The organism is Arthrobacter sp. GmRoot5-12, assembly GCF_059739365.1.
The window spans coordinates 1,593,913-1,610,424 of the sequence record NZ_AP046056.1 but is presented as its reverse complement, the minus strand read 5'-3'; the positions used below and the strand labels follow the sequence as shown (position 1 = coordinate 1,610,424).

16 protein-coding genes are annotated in these 16,512 nt (G+C 65.5%); 10 read left to right on the top strand and 6 right to left on the bottom strand.

Features of this window, described 5'->3' with window-relative positions:
• Positions 1 to 6 precede the first annotated feature (6 nt).
• The 5 genes from ureE (at position 7) to AC6JAM_RS07260 (ending at position 3,743) form a co-directional block, all read left to right on the top strand.
• Positions 7 to 486, top strand: coding sequence for an urease accessory protein UreE (gene ureE / locus AC6JAM_RS07280; protein WP_018770905.1), 480 nt, complete (start codon positions 7 to 9; stop codon positions 484 to 486).
• Complete coding sequence (locus AC6JAM_RS07275) at positions 467 to 1,147, top strand: urease accessory protein UreF (RefSeq protein WP_497934385.1); 681 nt, start codon at positions 467 to 469, stop codon at positions 1,145 to 1,147. The genes ureE and AC6JAM_RS07275 overlap by 20 nt, the downstream gene beginning before the upstream one ends.
• Before the next feature lie 42 nt (positions 1,148 to 1,189).
• The gene (ureG, locus tag AC6JAM_RS07270; protein WP_488315225.1) at positions 1,190 to 1,807 is read left to right on the top strand and encodes an urease accessory protein UreG; all 618 of its coding nucleotides are present in this window, start codon (positions 1,190 to 1,192) and stop codon (positions 1,805 to 1,807) included.
• Between the two features lie 65 nt (positions 1,808 to 1,872).
• Positions 1,873 to 2,706 carry an urease accessory protein UreD gene (locus AC6JAM_RS07265; RefSeq protein ID WP_497935936.1) on the top strand — a complete coding sequence of 278 codons (834 nt, stop codon included), beginning with the start codon at positions 1,873 to 1,875 and terminating at the stop codon, positions 2,704 to 2,706.
• Positions 2,706 to 3,743 carry a HoxN/HupN/NixA family nickel/cobalt transporter gene (locus AC6JAM_RS07260; protein WP_268002450.1) on the top strand — a complete coding sequence of 346 codons (1,038 nt, stop codon included), beginning with the start codon at positions 2,706 to 2,708 and terminating at the stop codon, positions 3,741 to 3,743. The genes AC6JAM_RS07265 and AC6JAM_RS07260 overlap by 1 nt, the downstream gene beginning before the upstream one ends.
• A gap of 60 nt (positions 3,744 to 3,803) precedes the next feature.
• On the opposite strand, the gene AC6JAM_RS07255 is transcribed toward AC6JAM_RS07260, so the two are convergent.
• On the bottom strand, positions 3,804 to 5,705 hold the full coding sequence (locus tag AC6JAM_RS07255) for a pectate lyase-like domain-containing protein (protein ID WP_497934384.1): 1,902 nt from the start codon (positions 5,703 to 5,705) through the stop codon (positions 3,804 to 3,806).
• A 346-nt stretch (positions 5,706 to 6,051) separates the two neighbouring features.
• Here AC6JAM_RS07255 and AC6JAM_RS07250 point away from each other — a divergent pair, with 346 nt between their 5' ends.
• The 5 genes from AC6JAM_RS07250 to AC6JAM_RS07230 are packed head-to-tail and all read left to right on the top strand — an operon-like array spanning position 6,052 to position 11,786.
• A complete protein-coding gene (locus AC6JAM_RS07250; RefSeq protein ID WP_018770899.1) occupies positions 6,052 to 7,344 on the top strand; it encodes an ABC transporter substrate-binding protein in 1,293 nt (430 codons plus the stop codon).
• A 2-nt stretch (positions 7,345 to 7,346) separates the two neighbouring features.
• Positions 7,347 to 8,339: a carbohydrate ABC transporter permease gene (locus tag AC6JAM_RS07245; RefSeq protein ID WP_056388319.1), complete on the top strand. Its 993-nt coding sequence runs from the start codon at positions 7,347 to 7,349 to the stop codon at positions 8,337 to 8,339.
• Complete coding sequence (locus AC6JAM_RS07240; RefSeq protein ID WP_497934383.1) at positions 8,336 to 9,253, top strand: carbohydrate ABC transporter permease; 918 nt, start codon at positions 8,336 to 8,338, stop codon at positions 9,251 to 9,253. Before AC6JAM_RS07245 ends, AC6JAM_RS07240 begins: the two co-directional genes overlap by 4 nt.
• Positions 9,250 to 10,734, top strand: a complete 1,485-nt coding sequence (locus tag AC6JAM_RS07235) for a glycoside hydrolase family 1 protein (RefSeq protein ID WP_497934382.1) — start codon at positions 9,250 to 9,252, stop codon at positions 10,732 to 10,734. Before AC6JAM_RS07240 ends, AC6JAM_RS07235 begins: the two co-directional genes overlap by 4 nt.
• Complete coding sequence (locus tag AC6JAM_RS07230; protein WP_497934380.1) at positions 10,734 to 11,786, top strand: LacI family DNA-binding transcriptional regulator; 1,053 nt, start codon at positions 10,734 to 10,736, stop codon at positions 11,784 to 11,786. The genes AC6JAM_RS07235 and AC6JAM_RS07230 overlap by 1 nt, the downstream gene beginning before the upstream one ends.
• Before the next feature lie 54 nt (positions 11,787 to 11,840).
• Here the strand turns inward: AC6JAM_RS07230 and AC6JAM_RS07225 are convergent, their stop codons facing one another.
• From AC6JAM_RS07225 to AC6JAM_RS07205, 5 genes are all read right to left on the bottom strand, one after another.
• Complete coding sequence (locus AC6JAM_RS07225; protein ID WP_497934379.1) at positions 11,841 to 12,290, bottom strand: DapH/DapD/GlmU-related protein; 450 nt, start codon at positions 12,288 to 12,290, stop codon at positions 11,841 to 11,843.
• A 97-nt stretch (positions 12,291 to 12,387) separates the two neighbouring features.
• Positions 12,388 to 13,047, bottom strand: coding sequence for a GntR family transcriptional regulator (locus tag AC6JAM_RS07220; RefSeq protein WP_018770893.1), 660 nt, complete (start codon positions 13,045 to 13,047; stop codon positions 12,388 to 12,390).
• Between the two features lie 122 nt (positions 13,048 to 13,169).
• The gene (locus AC6JAM_RS07215; protein WP_018770892.1) at positions 13,170 to 14,189 is read right to left on the bottom strand and encodes a transketolase family protein; all 1,020 of its coding nucleotides are present in this window, start codon (positions 14,187 to 14,189) and stop codon (positions 13,170 to 13,172) included.
• A complete protein-coding gene (locus AC6JAM_RS07210; protein ID WP_134165267.1) occupies positions 14,186 to 15,082 on the bottom strand; it encodes a transketolase in 897 nt (298 codons plus the stop codon). Before AC6JAM_RS07210 ends, AC6JAM_RS07215 begins: the two co-directional genes overlap by 4 nt.
• A 36-nt stretch (positions 15,083 to 15,118) precedes the next feature.
• A complete protein-coding gene (locus AC6JAM_RS07205) occupies positions 15,119 to 16,456 on the bottom strand; it encodes an MFS transporter (RefSeq protein ID WP_018770890.1) in 1,338 nt (445 codons plus the stop codon).
• Positions 16,457 to 16,512: the final 56 nt, after the last annotated feature.

Genomic DNA, 16,512 nt, shown 5'->3' with positions numbered 1-16,512 from the left:
CCCCACGTGATCATCGACAAAGTCCTCGGCAACCTGCACGACCTTCCGGACCCCGAAACCTACGCCGGGCTGCACCGGGAAAAGGTGGTGCTTCCCAGCTCCCAGCTGGTCAAACGCATCCAGCGCGCCACCACCGACCACGGAAAGGAAATCGGCATCCGCCTCCCCTCCGGCTCCGGGGACCTCCGCGACGGCGACATCCTCCACGTGGAAGAGGCCAACATGATCGTGGTGTCCGTGCTGCCCACCGACGTCCTGGTCATCGCACCCCGCACCATCTCCGAAATGGGCGTCACCGCGCACTCCCTCGGCAACCGCCACCTCCAGGCCCAGTTCTTCGACGCCGCTTCCGAATACGGGGCGGACGTCATGGTGTGCGCCTACGACCACACCGTCGAGGACTACCTCCGCCACAATGCCGTCCCCTACACCCGCCAGGAACGCGTCATGCCTGTACCTTTCCGCCATGCTGAGCACAGCCACTAACTATCAGCTGGCGCTTCAGCAGCTTGTCGATTCCGCTTTGCCTACCGGGGCGTTTGCGCACTCCCTTGGGTTCGAGACATACATCGAGCGGGAGCTCGTATCTGATGAAGAGTCCTTCGGTATCTGGCTCGGCGCGTTCATCGGGCAGCAGCTGACATACTCTGACGGGCTCGCCATCCGCTTTCTCTACGGGGGTGTTGATGTGGGGGAGCTGGATACTTTGCTCTCTGCGTCCCTGTTGCCCCGGCAGGTGCGGGAGGCGGGCATCAAAATGGGGCTTCGGTTGCTGGAGATCGGGGCGGAGGTGTTTCCGTCGCCTGCGCTGGAACTGTACCGGGACCTGGTGACCACGGGCCGGGCCGCCGGGCACCAGCCGCTGGCGTTCGCCGTCGTCGCCCGCTCCCTGGGCGTGCCGCTCCAGGAGGCGCTCGCCGCCTACCTCTTTGCCACCGCCACCTCCCTGACGCAGAATGCCGTCCGCGCCATCCCCCTGGGGCAGAACGCCGGGCAGCGGGTGCTGCGGAAAGCGCACGACGACGTTGCTGCCGCCATCGACAGCATCGCCCGCCTGACGCTGGACGACTTCTGCGCCGTCAGTCCGGGGCTGGAAATCTCGCAAATGCGGCACGAACGCCAACGTGCCCGGATGTTCATGAGCTGACCGTGCTTGTAAATACTGTGCTTTTGAGTCAAAGGAGGACATATGTCTGAACCCATCAAGATCGGCATCGGCGGCCCCGTGGGAGCCGGCAAGACCCAGCTCGTGGAGCGGCTCACCCGGCACATGAGCGGCGGGATCTCCATGGCCGCCATCACCAACGACATCTACACCATCGAGGACGCCAAGATCCTCGCCGCCAACGGCATCCTCCCCGTGGACCGGATCATCGGCGTCGAAACCGGCGGCTGCCCCCACACCGCCATCCGCGAAGACACCTCCATGAACACCGCCGCCATCGAGGAACTCAAAGCCCGCCACCCCGACCTGCAGGTCATCTTCGTCGAATCCGGTGGCGACAACCTCTCCGCCACCTTCAGCCCCGAACTCGTGGACTTCTCCATCTACATCATCGACGTGGCCCAGGGCGAAAAAATCCCGCGCAAAGCCGGCCAGGGCATGATCAAGTCCGACCTCTTCATCATCAACAAAACCGACCTCGCGCCGCACGTCGGGGCTGACCTGGCCGTCATGGAGCGGGATTCCAAGGAATTCCGAGGCAACAAACCGTTCTGCTTCACCAACCTGAAAACTGACGAGGGCCTGGACAAGGTCATCGACTGGATCCGGCACGACGTCCTGATGCTCGACCTGGCGCAATAGACATGGCAGTCGTGGACTTGCCCAAATCCGGCGAAGCCGCCGGATCCAGCCACGGACAGTCACCTATGGGGCGGCTTGAGCTGGGCATCACTTTGCGGGGCCGCCGGTCCCTTGCCTCACATCAGTTCCATGAGGGGGCCCTTCGGGTACTGCGCCCTCACTATCTCGATGACTCCGGGCAGGTTTGTTATGTCGTCGTGAATCCTGGCGGGGCGTATCTTGGCGCTGACCTCTTCCTTGTTGATGTTGAGGTCCAGGATGGGGCCGACCTTCTCCTGACCACCCAGTCCGCCACGAAGGTATACCGGACTCCCGGGTCCTTTGCAGAGCAGCGGATGACTGTGCGGCTGGGGGAGGGGGCGCGGCTGGAGCTCATGCCCGACCAGCTCATCGCCTACCGCCAGGCCAGTTACCGGCAGCGGACCTCCGTGACCCTGCGGCCGTCGTCGAGCCTGGTCATGGCCGAGGTAGTAACCCCCGGCTGGTCGCCCGACGGAGCCGCCTTCCGGTACCAGGAAGTCCGGCTGCGCAACGACATCCATATTGAGGCCGCTGATGGTGACCCGCAGCTGCTGGCACTGGACAACCTGCTGATCCGGCCGCCACTCCACGACGTCACCGGACTCGGCTTCATGGAGGGATACAGCCACCTGGGGTCGCTGGTGGTGGTGGACGCACGGGTGGACCAGGCGCTCGCCGACCAACTCCACGGCCTCACCGCCGGCCGGGAATCGCTGACCGGCATCTCCCTGACCCGCACCGTGGCAGGCACAACCGGACTGGTGCTGCGGAGCCTCTCCCACAGCACCGACGAACTGAACCTGCTGCTCCGTTCCTGCACGGACCTGCTCCGCGGACTCTGGTACGGCCAGGCCCCGCTAAACCTGAGGAAGCACTGATGACCAGCATCGGCATCCTCTACCGTGACCGGGACCTGCTGCCGCTCCGGACCCGGGTGCTGTTCACTTTCGGTGCGGTAGCCGCGCTCCATGCCGCCGCCGTCGTCCTTTTGCTAGCCGGGACCTTCGGCGCAGGAAGCCGGCCGCTGTCCTCGGGGCTGGTGCTCACCGCTTACCTCGCAGGCGTGAAGCACAGCTACGACTGGGACCACCTCGCAGCGATCGACAACTCCACCCGCAGGTTCGTTGCCCAGGGGCAGGACCCGGTGAGCGTGGGCTTCGCCTTCAGCCTGGGCCACAGCTCAGTGGTGACCCTGGCAGGCGTGCTGGTGATCGCCGGCGCGTCCGTGGTGGGCGGACTGATGCAGGACGGTACGGCCGGAAACCTGGTCCTGGGCCTGATTGGCAGTGGTGTGTCCGGCCTGTTCCTGCTGGCCATGGGACTGTTCAACGGCTCCGCGTTCACCCGCTCACTTTCTGCCTACCGGCGCGCCCGTGATGGCGCCACCATTGGCCACCGGGACCTGGCGCCGCAGGGGCTGGTGGCGCGGCTGCTCGCCCGTCCGCTGTCCCGGGTGCGCCGGCCGGGGAGCATCTATGTGATCGGCTTCCTGTTCGGCCTGGGCTTTGATACTGCCACCACCATCGGGCTGCTGATGATGGCGACGGCGGCCTCGCTGGCCGGGGTGCCGCCCTTCGCCTTGCTTGCGCTGCCGCTTGCCTTCGCTGCCGCGATGACCCTGTGCGACTCGCTGAACGGCATGGCCATGATGCGGATGTACCGCTCCGCGTTGGATGATCCCCGGCGGAAGCTCGGCTTCAACGCGCTGGTAACGGGCATTTCCGCGGTCTCGGCGCTGTTCATCTCGGTGATTACCTTGGCCGGGTTCTTCCACGCGGCCTTTGCCCCTGAGGATCCGCTGACCGCGTGGCTGGCGTCCGTCGACCTGGGCGACGCCGGCCTGCTGCTGGTGGCGCTGCTCCTGGCCGTGTGGGGCGGGGCCGGGCTGCGAGGGAAGGCACTTCGAAACACGTAGCAGGGCGCGGTGCGGCCTTGACTGCCGCACCGCGCCCTGCGGTGGTCCTGAGGGGGTTCTTTAGCCGAAGTCGGCTACGTAGCTGGGAACTCCGACGGCGTCGGTTGACACCGGTGCGCCGGTGTCATTGACCACGTGGTCCAGCGTTCCCGCGCCGAGGTTCACCGTCAAAAGGCTGTGCAGCCTCACACCCGGCGTTACCGGAACCTCAAAGCCACGGGTGGCGTGGATGCTTGGATCCACGTTGTTGTACACGTAGCTGCCGCCGCCCCACAGCTCGTGGGTTTTGACGGAATCTGCCACCTTGTAACCTGCCCAGCCCAGGACGCCGTCGTGCTGCCACGCTGCCTGGTTGGGCGCGTCGTAGGGGAGCTCATTCTGGAAGAAGACGGTCTTGCCGCCGTCGCCGTTCCAGATGACGTTGTACTGCTGGTAGTGCTCCACGAACAGGCCCGTGGCGGTGACGTTGTTGCCGTTGACGATCACGCCGTTCGCGCCGGTGTTGGTGGTCCAGCCGACGCCGTTCCCATGGTCGGCGCGCCAGGCCCAGATGTGGTCCAGGAGGACGTTGTCGCTGTTGACTTCCAGGCTGACCGAAGCCTTGCCAACATGCGGGCCGCCGATGCGGAAGAACACGTCATGGAGCGTGGTGGGGTTGACCGGATCACTGAGGGCGGCGGAGTTGGCCGGCCCGCTCCCTGCGCCCTGGCGGGCCTTGCCGACGCGCATCAGGGCAGGTGACTCCATCTCTCCGGCATCTATGGTGACGGCGGCGACGTCGACACCAGGGACATCCGCCACCGTCAAGGGGACCGCTCCGTTGACGGCGGTGAGGGTCGCCATGCCCAGCCCGAGAACGACGGTTCCTGCCCGCTTGACCTCGATGCTTTGGTCAACGTCGTACACCCCCGGGGTCAGGAGGAGGTGCTTTCCCCTGGCCAGCTGGGAGTTGATGGCCTGCACTGAATCGCCGGGCTTCGCGACATAGAAGTCGGCCAAGGGGATGCTGCGGCCCTCTGTGGGACCGTTTTCCCACGTGGTCCCGGCAGAGTCCTGGCGGACGGCGGGCAGGAACACGTTGTACTGACCGGCCTGATCCAACGTCAGGTACGGCTTCTCGCGGCTGATCGGCGTGGCGGCCAGGGTGGTGTACGGCGGGTTCGGGAAGGACTGCGGAGGCGCCCCGTTTACGCCCGAGAACACCTGGTTCCACACTCCGTTGGACCAGCTGCCGATGCTGCTGTTGCGGACCAGGTACTGCTGCTGTGAGCCGTTGATGACGGCGCCCGTCTTTGAATCCGCGATGAAGCCGCCACTGGCGTACTGCGGCCCTGCCGTGCAGTAGTCCATGAGGGAAAGGTTGCCGCCGGTGATGTTGATCCGCCGCATGGGTGAGGCCTGCGAAGCCGCCCAGAAGTTCGCCGAGCTGCGGCAGCCTTCAAGTCCGGTGACGTTGATGGTGAGGTTGGACAGCGAACGCCAGAAGTTGTTCAGCGCGATGCAGTTGTCCGCGGACAGGCAGCGGTTGTAGACGTCCACGTGCCCGTTGATGGTGACGTCGGTGGGTGCAGCACCCAGCCCCGCAACCTCCGTGGAGTAGCCCACCTGGACAATCAGCGGCTGCTCCGGGGTTCCATAGGTGCCGGGTTTGAACAACAGGGAATAGCGTTTGGTCCCCATTTCGTCGTCCACCTGCTGCGCCGCGATGGAGTCCACCGTTGCCTGGATCCGGGCCACCGGCATGCTGGGGTCGAAGACGTACACATTGGGTCCGAAGGGGTGTTGCGTCGCCTGTGGAGGAGCCGGGATCGCGGCCGGCAGGGGGGCCTGGGGCGCGGCTGCCTGGGTCGGGGCCCATGCCTGTGGTGCGGCGGGCGACGCGACGGCCATTCCTCCTCCGCTGCCTATCAGGCCGGCCAGGAGGACCGCCGTGCCGGTGACGTGTCTGAGGGGGCTTTTCATTCGCCGCGGTTGCGGGCCGTTGGGCCTTTCGGCGCGCGGCGGTTGGGGCAGGTGGGCTAGCGGCATTGCTGGTCCTGTTCGTCGGTGGGATTCGTCGAGACGGATGTGGGCGGCGAAAAGACGCGGCCGTGGGAGCGCTCTCGTCGGGGAAGCCTAACACCGCAACGGGGTGTCGACAAGGGCATATGGGAGCGCTCCTACCTCGCCTTGACAACCATCTGTGAGATGGGACACCATTTGGTGAGAGCGCTCCCACCACGGATCGGCCTCCGACCCGTCCCCACCGCTCCCCAGCCCCACCGTCCATCGGACCAATGGGGCATTTCTGACGAAGGAGTCTTCCCCTGTGAAAAACCCCAGCAAGTTCTCCGTGCTTTCGGCTGCCGCCGCGTGCCTTGCCCTGTCGTTGACCGCGTGCGGTTCCTCATCGCCCGAGAAGGCAGGAGTCAACGGTGCAACGGGATCCGAGCCCGTAACGCTCACGGTCGGCACGTTCAACGAATTCGGCTATGAGGCGCTCTTTGAGGAATACAAAGCCCTGAATCCGAACGTGACCATTGTGCACAAGAAGGCGGCAACCACGAATGAAGCACGGGACAACCTCACGACGCGCCTGGCTGCCGGCTCAGGCTTGTCCGATATCGAGGCCGTAGAGGTGGATTGGCTCCCGGAACTCCTGCAGTATCCGGACCGCTTCGCGGACCTGAGCGACCCCGCTGTTGAAGGTCGCTGGCTGGACTGGAAGGCCGAGGCCGCCACAACCGCCGACGGCAAGCTTCTTGGCTACGGGACCGACTCCGGCCCTGAGGCCGTCTGCTACAACGCTGAGCAGTTCAAGAAGGCCGGCCTGCCCACCCAGCGTGAGGAAGTTGCCAAACTGCTGGGCACCACGTGGGACAGCTACTTCCAAGCCGGGAAGGCATTCAAGGCCGCCAGGCCGGAGTCCGCCTGGTTCGACTCCGCCGGGGCTATCTACCAGGGCATGAGCAACCAGCTTGACAAGGTCTACGAGGAGGAAGACGGCACCGTCATCGCCACGGAGAACCAGAAGGTCAGGGACACCTACAACCAGGTCCTCAAAGCCTCCACCGAGGACGGGCTGTCAGCTCATCTCAAGCAGTGGAGCGATGACTGGGCGTCCGGTTTCCAGACCGGCGCCTTCGCCACCACCCTTTGCCCGGGCTGGATGCTCGGTGTCATCGAGGGCAACGCGGCGGGGGTCGCCGGCTGGGACGTGGCCAACGTCTTCCCCGGCGGCGGCGGAAACTGGGGTGGGTCCTACCTGACGGTCCCCACCCAGGGCGCGCACCAGGCCGAGGCGAAGAAGCTGGCAGGCTGGCTGACCGCACCCGAACAGCAGATCAAGGCATTCACTGCCAAGGGCACCTTCCCCAGCCAGAAGAAGGCCCTGGAAAGCAGTGAACTGTTGGACCAGACGAACGGGTTCTTCAACGGTGCGCCCACCGGCCGGATCTTCGCCGAACGCGCCAAAGCCGTTGACGTGACGCCTTTCAAGGGAACCAAGTTCTTTGCCATCAACGACGCCATGCAGCAGGCCCTCACCCGGGTGGATGTGGACAAATCCGACGACGCCGCCTCCTCCTGGGAGAAGTTCGCCGCCGCGGTGAAAGCCCTCTAGGCATGACTGTCACCGACCGGGTCAAGCCCCAAAGCGCCGGGGGACAGTCCCCGCGTCCGGCGGGCGCGAAGAGTGTCCGGCGCCTGGCCTTCTCGCAGCAGGTCTCCAGGTGGGACGTAAAGCTGTCCCCCTACCTCTACATCTCGCCGTTCTTTATCCTGTTCGCCGTCACCGGTCTGTTCCCGCTGGTGTACACGGCATGGGTTTCCCTGCACAACTGGAACCTCATCGGCGGCCAGGGGAAGTTCACGGGCCTGGAAAACTACGCCTTCATCGTGGCCCAGCCCTACTTCTGGAACGCCGTGGGCAACACCTTCAGCATCTTCATCCTGTCCTCCGTTCCCCAGGTTGTTATCGCCCTGGTGATAGCGGCGGTGCTGGACGCGAACCTGAGGGCGAGGACGTTCTGGCGGATGGGGGTCCTGGTCCCCTTCGTCGTGGCGCCGGTGGCAGTAGGCCTGATCTTCAACAATCTCTTTGCGGACCAGTTTGGGCTGGTTAACGGGATGTTGACGGCGGCAGGGCTGGACCCGGTCCGGTGGCATTCAGAGTCCGTTGCGAGCCACCTGGCTATTGCCACCATGGTGAACTTCCGCTGGACCGGCTACAACGCGCTGATCTTCCTCGCAGCAATGCAGGCCATACCCCGGGATGTGTTCGAGGCGGCAACAATCGACGGCGCGGGCAGGCTGCGGCAGTTCTTTTCCGTGACCGTTCCCATGCTGCGGCCAACGGTGATCTTCGTGGTGATCACATCCACCATCGGTGGTCTTCAGATTTTCGACGAACCGCGGGTTTTCGACCAGTCCGGCCTGGGCGGAGCGGACAGGCAGTGGCAGACGCTGACCATGTACATCTGGGAACTCGGCTGGGGCCAGCGCAACTTCGGCAGGGCATCTGCCGTGGCCTGGCTGCTCTTCCTGATCATCGTGCTGATCGCCCTGCTCAACTTCCTCATCACCAAACGCATCGCAAGCAACGGAGGCCGCAAGTGAGCTCCATTCCCATGATCGAACAGTCCGCCGGGAAAGGGGCGGCCAAGGCAGCAGCGCGGCGCGGGCCAGGTACCCGGAAACAAAGGTCGGGCCACGGAAGTGACCGCCGGCCCGGCTTCCTCACCTACGGCTTCCTGGGCGCTGTCCTCCTGGCGTCCCTCTTTCCGCTATATTGGTCCTTCCTGGTGGGCAGCCACGACAACACCGCACTGAGCCGCGGCATCCCGCTGCTGCCTGGCGGGAACTTCCTGGCCAACGCCGCCAAAGTCTTTGACAGCATTCCGTTCTGGAAGGCAATGGGCAACAGCCTTATGGTCTCCTGCGTGACGGCGGCATCCGTCGTCGTGTTCTCCACCCTTGCCGGATTCGCCTTCGCCAAGCTCCGCTTCCGCGGCAGCAAGGCGCTGCTGGTGTTTGTCATCGCAACCATGGCCGTTCCCACCCAGCTCGGCGTAGTCCCGCTGTTTATCCTGATGTCCAAACTGGGATGGACCGGATCCCTCTGGGCCGTCATCATCCCCGGCGTTGTTACCGCATTCGGCGTCTTCTGGATGACCCAGTACCTGCGCGACGCCCTCCCGGATGAACTGATTGAAGCTGTGAGGATGGACGGTGCTTCCATGATCCAGGCCTTCTGGCACGTCGGATTCCCGGCGGCAAGGCCTGCTGCCGCCATGCTCGCGTTGTTCACTTTCGTGGCCACCTGGACGAACTTCTTCTGGCCGTTCATTGTCCTTGACCCTTCGAACCCCACCCTTCCGGTGGCCCTGCAGCTGCTCCAGGCGGCCCACTTCGTGGACTACTCCGTGGTCCTGGCCGGCGCAGTCCTGGCCACCATCCCGCTCCTGCTCCTCTTTATCGCTGCAGGCCGGCAACTCGTATCTGGAATTATGCAAGGAGCAGTCAAAGGATGAGTCCCACCCGACTTGAATTTCCGGAGGGTTTCCTCTGGGGCGCGGCAACAGCTGCCTATCAGATCGAAGGCGCAGCACACACCGGCGGCCGAGAGGACTCCATCTGGGATGTGTTCGCCCGGCTGCCCGGTGCCGTCGCGGACGGCCACAACGGTGACGTGGCCTGCGACCACTACCGGGTCTACAAGCAGGACGTGGCGCTCATGGGCAAGCTGCACATGAAGGCGTACCGGTTCTCCACGTCCTGGGCGCGCTGCGTGCCCGACGGCGTCACACCCAACCCGGAAGGGATCGCCTTCTACTCCCGCCTGGTGGATGAACTGCTGGGCGCCGGGATCACGCCATGGCTGACCCTCTACCACTGGGACCTGCCACAGGCACTTGAAGAGAAAGGCGGCTGGGCCAACCGGGACACCGCATACCGTTTCGCCGAGTACGCGGCCCTGATGCACAGCGTGCTGGGGGACCGGGTCCGCATCTGGACGACCCTTAACGAGCCGTGGTGTTCGGCTTTCCTTGGCTACGCTGCCGGCATCCACGCCCCGGGGCGTCAGGAGCCCCGTTCAGCCCTTGCTGCGGCACACCACCTTTTGCTGGGTCACGGCCTGGCGGTCCGGGAACTCCGGCGCCGAGACGCTTCAACGTCCCTGGGCATTACCCTGAACCTGACGGTCGCCGATCCCAGGGACCCCGGCAGCGCCGGCGACCGGGACGCTGCCAGGCGGATCGACGGGCAGTTCAACAGGATTTTCCTTGACCCGTTGTTCCGCGGCGAGTATCCGGACGATCTCCTGGCAGACGTCGCACACCTGGGAATGGCTGACCTGGTGCATGACGGTGACCTGGATCTTATTTCCACGCCGCTGGACCTGCTGGGCGTCAACTACTATCACGGTGAATCCCTCACGAAGGACCCGGCGGACCCCGGGGAACAGGCGGGGCAGGAGACGACGTCGGTCCCCGGGCAGGCAGCGCGCCCGGTGTCCTCCCCTTTCGTGGCGGCCGACGGGGCGCGGTCGGTTCCAAGGGGCCTGCCAAGGACGGGCATGGGCTGGGAGGTCCAGCCGGAGGGGCTGCGGCGCCTGCTCAACCGGCTGCATGGAGACTACACCGGCCCCGCCGGGATCCCCATCTACATCACCGAAAACGGGGCCGCCTACAATGATGTTCCCAATGAAGCGGGGTTCGTGGACGACCAGGACCGGTTAGGGTTCTTCGCAGCCCATCTCCAGGCCGTCCACGGGGCCATCGAAGACGGCGTGGATGTCCGCGGCTATCTCGCATGGTCCCTGCTGGACAACTTTGAATGGTCCTTTGGCTACCATCAGCGCTTCGGCCTGGTCCGGGTGGACTATCCAACCCAGAATCGTGTCCCGAAAGCGAGCGGTTTGTGGTACGCGGCGGTGGCATCCGGCAACGCCATGACGGCGGCCAGCAACCTCGTGCCGGCAACAGGTCAAGGTGTCGTATTGTCGGTGTAATGAACGCAAACTCCAGCCGCCCGGCCCCGGCAGGGGCGGGGCGGCCAAGTCCAACGCTGGAGGACCTGGCGTCGGCCGCCGGCGTGTCCCGCTCTACTGCCTCCCGTGCCATCAACGGCGGATTGAAGGTGAGTCCCGAAGCCAAAGCGGCCGTCGACGCCGCGATCGTCGCTTTGGGCTACACGCCCAACCGTGCTGCGCGGAGCCTGGTTACCCGGCGTGCGGGTTCGGTGGCCCTGGTGATCCCTGAACCTGATGCCAGGGTCATGATGGACCCTTATTTTGCTGCGGTGATCACGGGAGTCAACGAGGCACTGCGCGATACGGACCTGCAGCTGGTCCTGCTGATGTCCCGGGCAGGGGACGATTCTGCACGGACCATCCGCTACCTGCGCGGCGGTCACGTTGACGGCGCGATCGTGGTGTCCCATCACCGGGCGGACGACTGGGTGGAGACCCTGGGAGCCACCGGACTGCCAACCGTCTTCATCGGCAGGCCGTGGGACACGGCATCCGGGATTCCCTACGTGGACCTGGACAACTTCGAGGGCGGCCGGTTGGCAGCGCGGCACCTGGCCGGCATCGGCCGCACCAGGCTCGGAACTGTTGCCGGCCCTACGGACATGACAGCCGCCGTCGACCGCCTGGAAGGTTGGCTGCAGGGATTGCGGGAAGCCGGCCTCCAGCCCGGGCACGTCATCCACGGGGACTTCACGACGGCGGGCGGTGCGGAGGCTACGGAGCGCCTGCTGTCCACGGCGCCTGAGGTGGACGGGATATTCGCTGCGTCCGACCTCATGGCGCTTGGCGTCGTGGACACTCTTCGAAGTGCGGGCCGCCGTGTGCCCGGCGACGTGGCGGTTGTCGGCTTCGATAACCATTCCATCCAGGCGGCGAACGGCCTGGGACTGACAACGGTGGCCCATCCCATGGTGGAGATGGCTGCTGCGGCAGGAAAGCTTCTGGTCAGCGCCATCGGAAACCCCGGAGAGGCATCGGAACCGGTCATCTATCCGGCGGAACTGGTGGTGCGCGGGAGCACCGCCCCGTGACCCATTAACCCAGTCACCCAGTAACCCAGTAACCCGCGAGCCTACAGCCCCGGGTTAGGCGGCTATCCCGCCTTTGACTTTCCGGTGCTGCCGGTGCCGGGCCGGTGCCAGGCGTGAGTGGGCCCCGGCGAGGACCTCGCTGCCGTCAGGCACCGTGCTGTCGCTGTCCAGGTGGGCGCCGTGTTCGATCAGGACGCTGGAACCAATCCTTGAGTGGCTGCCAATGTGGACCCGGTTGCCGATCACCGTGCCCCGGCCAATGCGCACGCCATCGCCGATCACCGTCCGGTCACCGATCGTCGCGTCCCGGTCGATCCAGCTGCCGTGTCCAATCCGGCAGCCTGCACCCACCCTGGCCCCGTGTTCCACATAGCTCATGGAGCCGATCCTGGCGTTGTCGGCCACGATGGCTCCAGGTGCAATGAGGCCGCCGCCGTTGTCGTGGCGGGCATACCGGGTGACCTTGCCGGCGTCGTCCTCAACTGACACAAACTTTGCGGTCATACCATCCCTCGTTAACGCCGCGGTTATTTACCGCGCAGTAGGTTAACGGCTGGGAGTGCCGTGGGATTCCCAATCGGGAAGGTAAAGAGGCCGAAAGCTACGCCACCAGGTTGGCTGCCGCGGTGTCCATGTGTTCCAGGATGGTCTTGCGGGCCAGGGTGGCATCCCCGGTGTCGATGGCGGCGACGATGTCCTTGTGCCGGTCCACGCTCATGTTGCTGACGCCTTTTTCCAGGCCGGCGAACATGATGGACATCCGGATGGAGCCCTCCAGGGATTCCCAGGAGTGGAGCAGTGTTTCGTTGCCGGTGAGCCGGCACAGCGTGCGGTGGAATTCGAGATCGGATTCGATCCGCGCCTCAAGGCTGCCGCTGGCCGCGGCCTCCATGGCGTCAATGGCCTTGTGCAGTGATTCGGTGACCTGCTGCCGGTCCGGCAGTTCGCACAGGGTCCGGGCAGCCAGGGACTCCAGGGCGGCGCGGACGGAGTAAATGTCCCGGATTTCCTTTTCGTCCAGGTGCCGGACGGACAGCCTGCCGCGGGGGCCGGCGGACAGCAGGCCCTCCTGCTCCAGTTGGCGGAGGGCTTCGCGAAGGGTGCCGCGGCTGATCTGCAGCATCTCGGACAGCTCGGTTTCCACCAGGTGGCGGCCGGGTTCCAGTTCTCCGCTGGTGATGGCGGTCCTCAGCGCCGAGAGCGCCTGCTCGCGCAGGCTCTTCTTTTCCAGTCCCAGCAAGGGGGCGGTCAGTCCGGCCATGGCTTCTGTCCTCAATGTCATAAGTCGACTGTTTACAGTCGGTAGTAGTTTCGATAGTACGGCAGAATGCACGGCACCGGCTTAGGACCGGTGCCGTGCATTTTCCATCTGGTGCCTGGCCTTTAGCCGAGTTCGGCCAGGACCTTGGCGACGATGCGGTCTGTGGCCAGCCCGTAGCGCTCGTGCAGGGTGGGCAGGGCGCCGGCGTCCAGGAACTGGTCGGGGAGCGCCACGGGCACCACCCGCTTGCCCAGGCCCGCGGTGACGACGGCGGAGGCGACGGTTTCGAACAGTCCGCCCACCACGGAGTGGTTTTCCAGGGTGACGGCGAGCCGGTCGGTGTTGATCTCCTTGAGGACGGTTTCGGCGTCGAACGGCTTGATGGTGGGGGTGTGCACGACGGCGACGTCCACGTTGTGTGCCGCCAGCGCCTTGGCTGCCTGCAGCGCACGCATGGTCATCAGGCCGGAGGAGATGAAGACGACGTCGTTGCCGCCGCGCAGCACCTTGGCCTTGCCGAGTTCGAACGTGTAGTCGTACTCGTCCAGGACGGTGGGCACGTTGCCGCGCAGCAGGCGCAGGTAGGTGGGTCCTTCGGAGGCGGCGAGCTGCGGCACTGCCTGTTCGATGTCGATCGAGTCGCAGGGGTCCACGATGGTCAGGTTGGGCATGCCGCGGAAGATCGCCATGTCCTCCGTGGCCTGGTGGCTTGGGCCGTAACCGGTGGTCAGGCCGGGCAGGCCGCCCACGATGTTGACGTTCAGGTTCGGTTCGGCCGCGTCCAGGCAGAGGAAGTCGTAGGCGCGGCGGGCGGCGAACACCGAGTAGGTGGACGCGAACGGAACGAGGCCGGTTTCGGCCAGGCCCGCGGCGGCGCCGAAGAGCAGCTGCTCGGCCATGCCCATCTGGAAGAACCGCTCCGGGAAGGCCTTGGCGAAGATGTGCATGTCCGTGTACTTGCCCAGGTCCGCGGTCAGGCCCACGATCCTGTCGTTCTCCTGCGCGGCCTTGACCAGGGCGTGACCGAACGGCGCGGAGGACGTCTTCTGTCCCGGGTCCGCGAAGGATGCGATCATCGCCGAGGTCTTCAGCTTCGGCTTGGCCGCGGCTGCGGTATCGGGAGCCTCGGTGGTGGTGCTCATGCTGAAGCCTTTCCTTCATATCCGGCGGTGAGCTGCTCGCGGCAGGTCTGCCATTCGTTTTCTTCGATGCGCATGAAGTGCGCCTTTTCGCGGTCCTCGAGCAGGGGGACGCCGCGGCCCACCTTGGTGTCGCACAGGATCACGGAGGGACGTCCGACGGCGGCGGCCTGGGCGGCTGCGTTGTCGAACGCTGCCAGCAGCGCGCCGACGTCGTTCCCGTCCACCCGCTGCGTGTACCAGCCGAACGATTCCCACTTTTCGGTGACCGGCTCAGTCCGGAGCACGGTGTCGGTCTTGCCGTCGGCCTGCAGGGCGTTGATGTCCACCATGGCGGTGAGGTTGCCCAGCTGGTGGTGGTGCGCGCCCATGGCCGCTTCCCAGGTGGAGCCCTCGTCCAGCTCGCCATCGGAGAGGAAGTTGAACACCCGGGCGCTTGAGCCCTGGTAGCGCAGGCCCAAAGCCATGCCGACGGCGATGGTCAGGCCGTGCCCCAGGGAGCCGCCGGAAATTTCCATGCCGGGGGTGTAGGTGGACATCCCGGACATGGGCAGCCGCGAGTCGTCCGAGCCGTAGGTTTCCAGCTCCTCGACCGGGACGATGCCGGCCTCCGCCAGGGCGGCGTAGTGGCCGATGGCGTAGTGCCCGGTGGAGAGCAGGAACCGGTCCCGGCCCTCCCAGTGCGGGTCATCCGCGCGGAATTTCAGCTGGTCCCCGTAGACGGCGGCGAGCATGTCCGCGGCGCCCAGTGCCTGGCCCACGTACCCCTGGCCCTGCACCTCGCCCATGTTCAGGGCGTGGTGCCGGATCCGGTAGGCGGCGGCGCTGATCCTGTCCACACGTTCCGGGGTCACTGCGGTCTGCAGTGCGTTGTCCTGGACTGTATCTGTAGGCATTACTGGCTCCGTGATCGTTTGGTGCGTGCGGGTCATTCAGGCGTTGACGGTGTTGGGGGTGCTTTTGGTGGCTTCGTCGGCGAGCTCCCGTTCGCGCTTGCCCCAGGTTTCCCGGGTGGCGATGGCGGCCCAGAGGCCGATCAGGGCGTAGGCGCCGAAGAGCAGTGCCGGGCCCATCCAGCCGAAGCTGACGAACAGCAGGGTGGTGATGAACGGGGTGAAGCCGGAGACCATGGCGGAGATCTGGTAGGCCAGGCTGGCGCCGGAGGCGCGGGTGCGGGCCTGGAAGAGCTCGGGGAACCACGAGCCCTGGGCACCGGCGAGCGAGTTCTGGCAGACAGCGTACGAGATCACGATGGTGATGATGATGGCAATGAACAGGCCGGTGTTGACCAGCAGGAACATCGGGATGGCGAACAGTGCGGCAAAGGCGGTGGACCAGACGTACAGGGGGCGGCGCCCGATGCGGTCCGTCAGTGCTGCCCAGGCCTGGGTGGCGAAGATGCCGATGGCCGACGCGATGCAGAGGGCGATCAGGGTCTGGCTCTTGTCCGCCAGGTGCTGGCTGTTGATGTAGGAAATCATGTAGGTGATGGAGACGGCGTAGCCGGCGGTCTCGGCGATGCGCAGGCCGATGCCCTTGACGATGTTGCGCCAGTCAGTCTTGATGACCTCGACGATCGGGGCCTTGACGATGGTGCCGCTGTCCTTGACTTCATCGAAGACCGGGGACTCGGGAACCTTGGAACGGATGATGAGGCCCACGATCACCAGCAGGATGCTGGCGAGGAACGGGATGCGCCAGGCGAGTTCGTTGCCGAGCTGGACGCTGAAGAGGAAGGTCAGGTTGGCCAGCAGCAGGCCCACGGGGAAGCCGGCCTGGACGATCCCGGTGTACTTGCCCTTTGATTTCCAGGGGGCGTGCTCGTAGCTCATCAGGATGGCGCCGCCCCACTCCGCACCGAAGGCCAGGCCCTGGACGATGCGGACGAAGACGAGCAGTGCGGGGGCAAGCAGCCCCACCGCTGCGTAGGTGGGGAGCAGGCCGATGGCGAACGTGGCCAGGCCCATCAGGATCAGCGAGGCAACCAGGACGGGCTTGCGGCCCACCTTGTCACCAAGGTGGCCGCCGATGATGCCGCCCAGCGGACGGGCCGCAAAGCCGACGCCCAAGGTGGCGAAGGAGGCAAGCGTGCCGGTGACGGGATCGCTGCCGGGGAAGAACGCGGTGCCGAAGTACAGTGCGGCAGCGGTGCCGAAGCCGATGAAGTCATACGTCTCGATGACGGCCCCAACGCCGGATCCGATGGCAACTCGGCGGGCGTCCTTGGTGCCGTGCACCGGGCCGCGCATGGTCAGAGCATCTTTGCTCATGGTGGTTCCCTTTCGAAAAGCGGCTGAAGAAGTCCGCCGCTGTCGACTGTTAACAA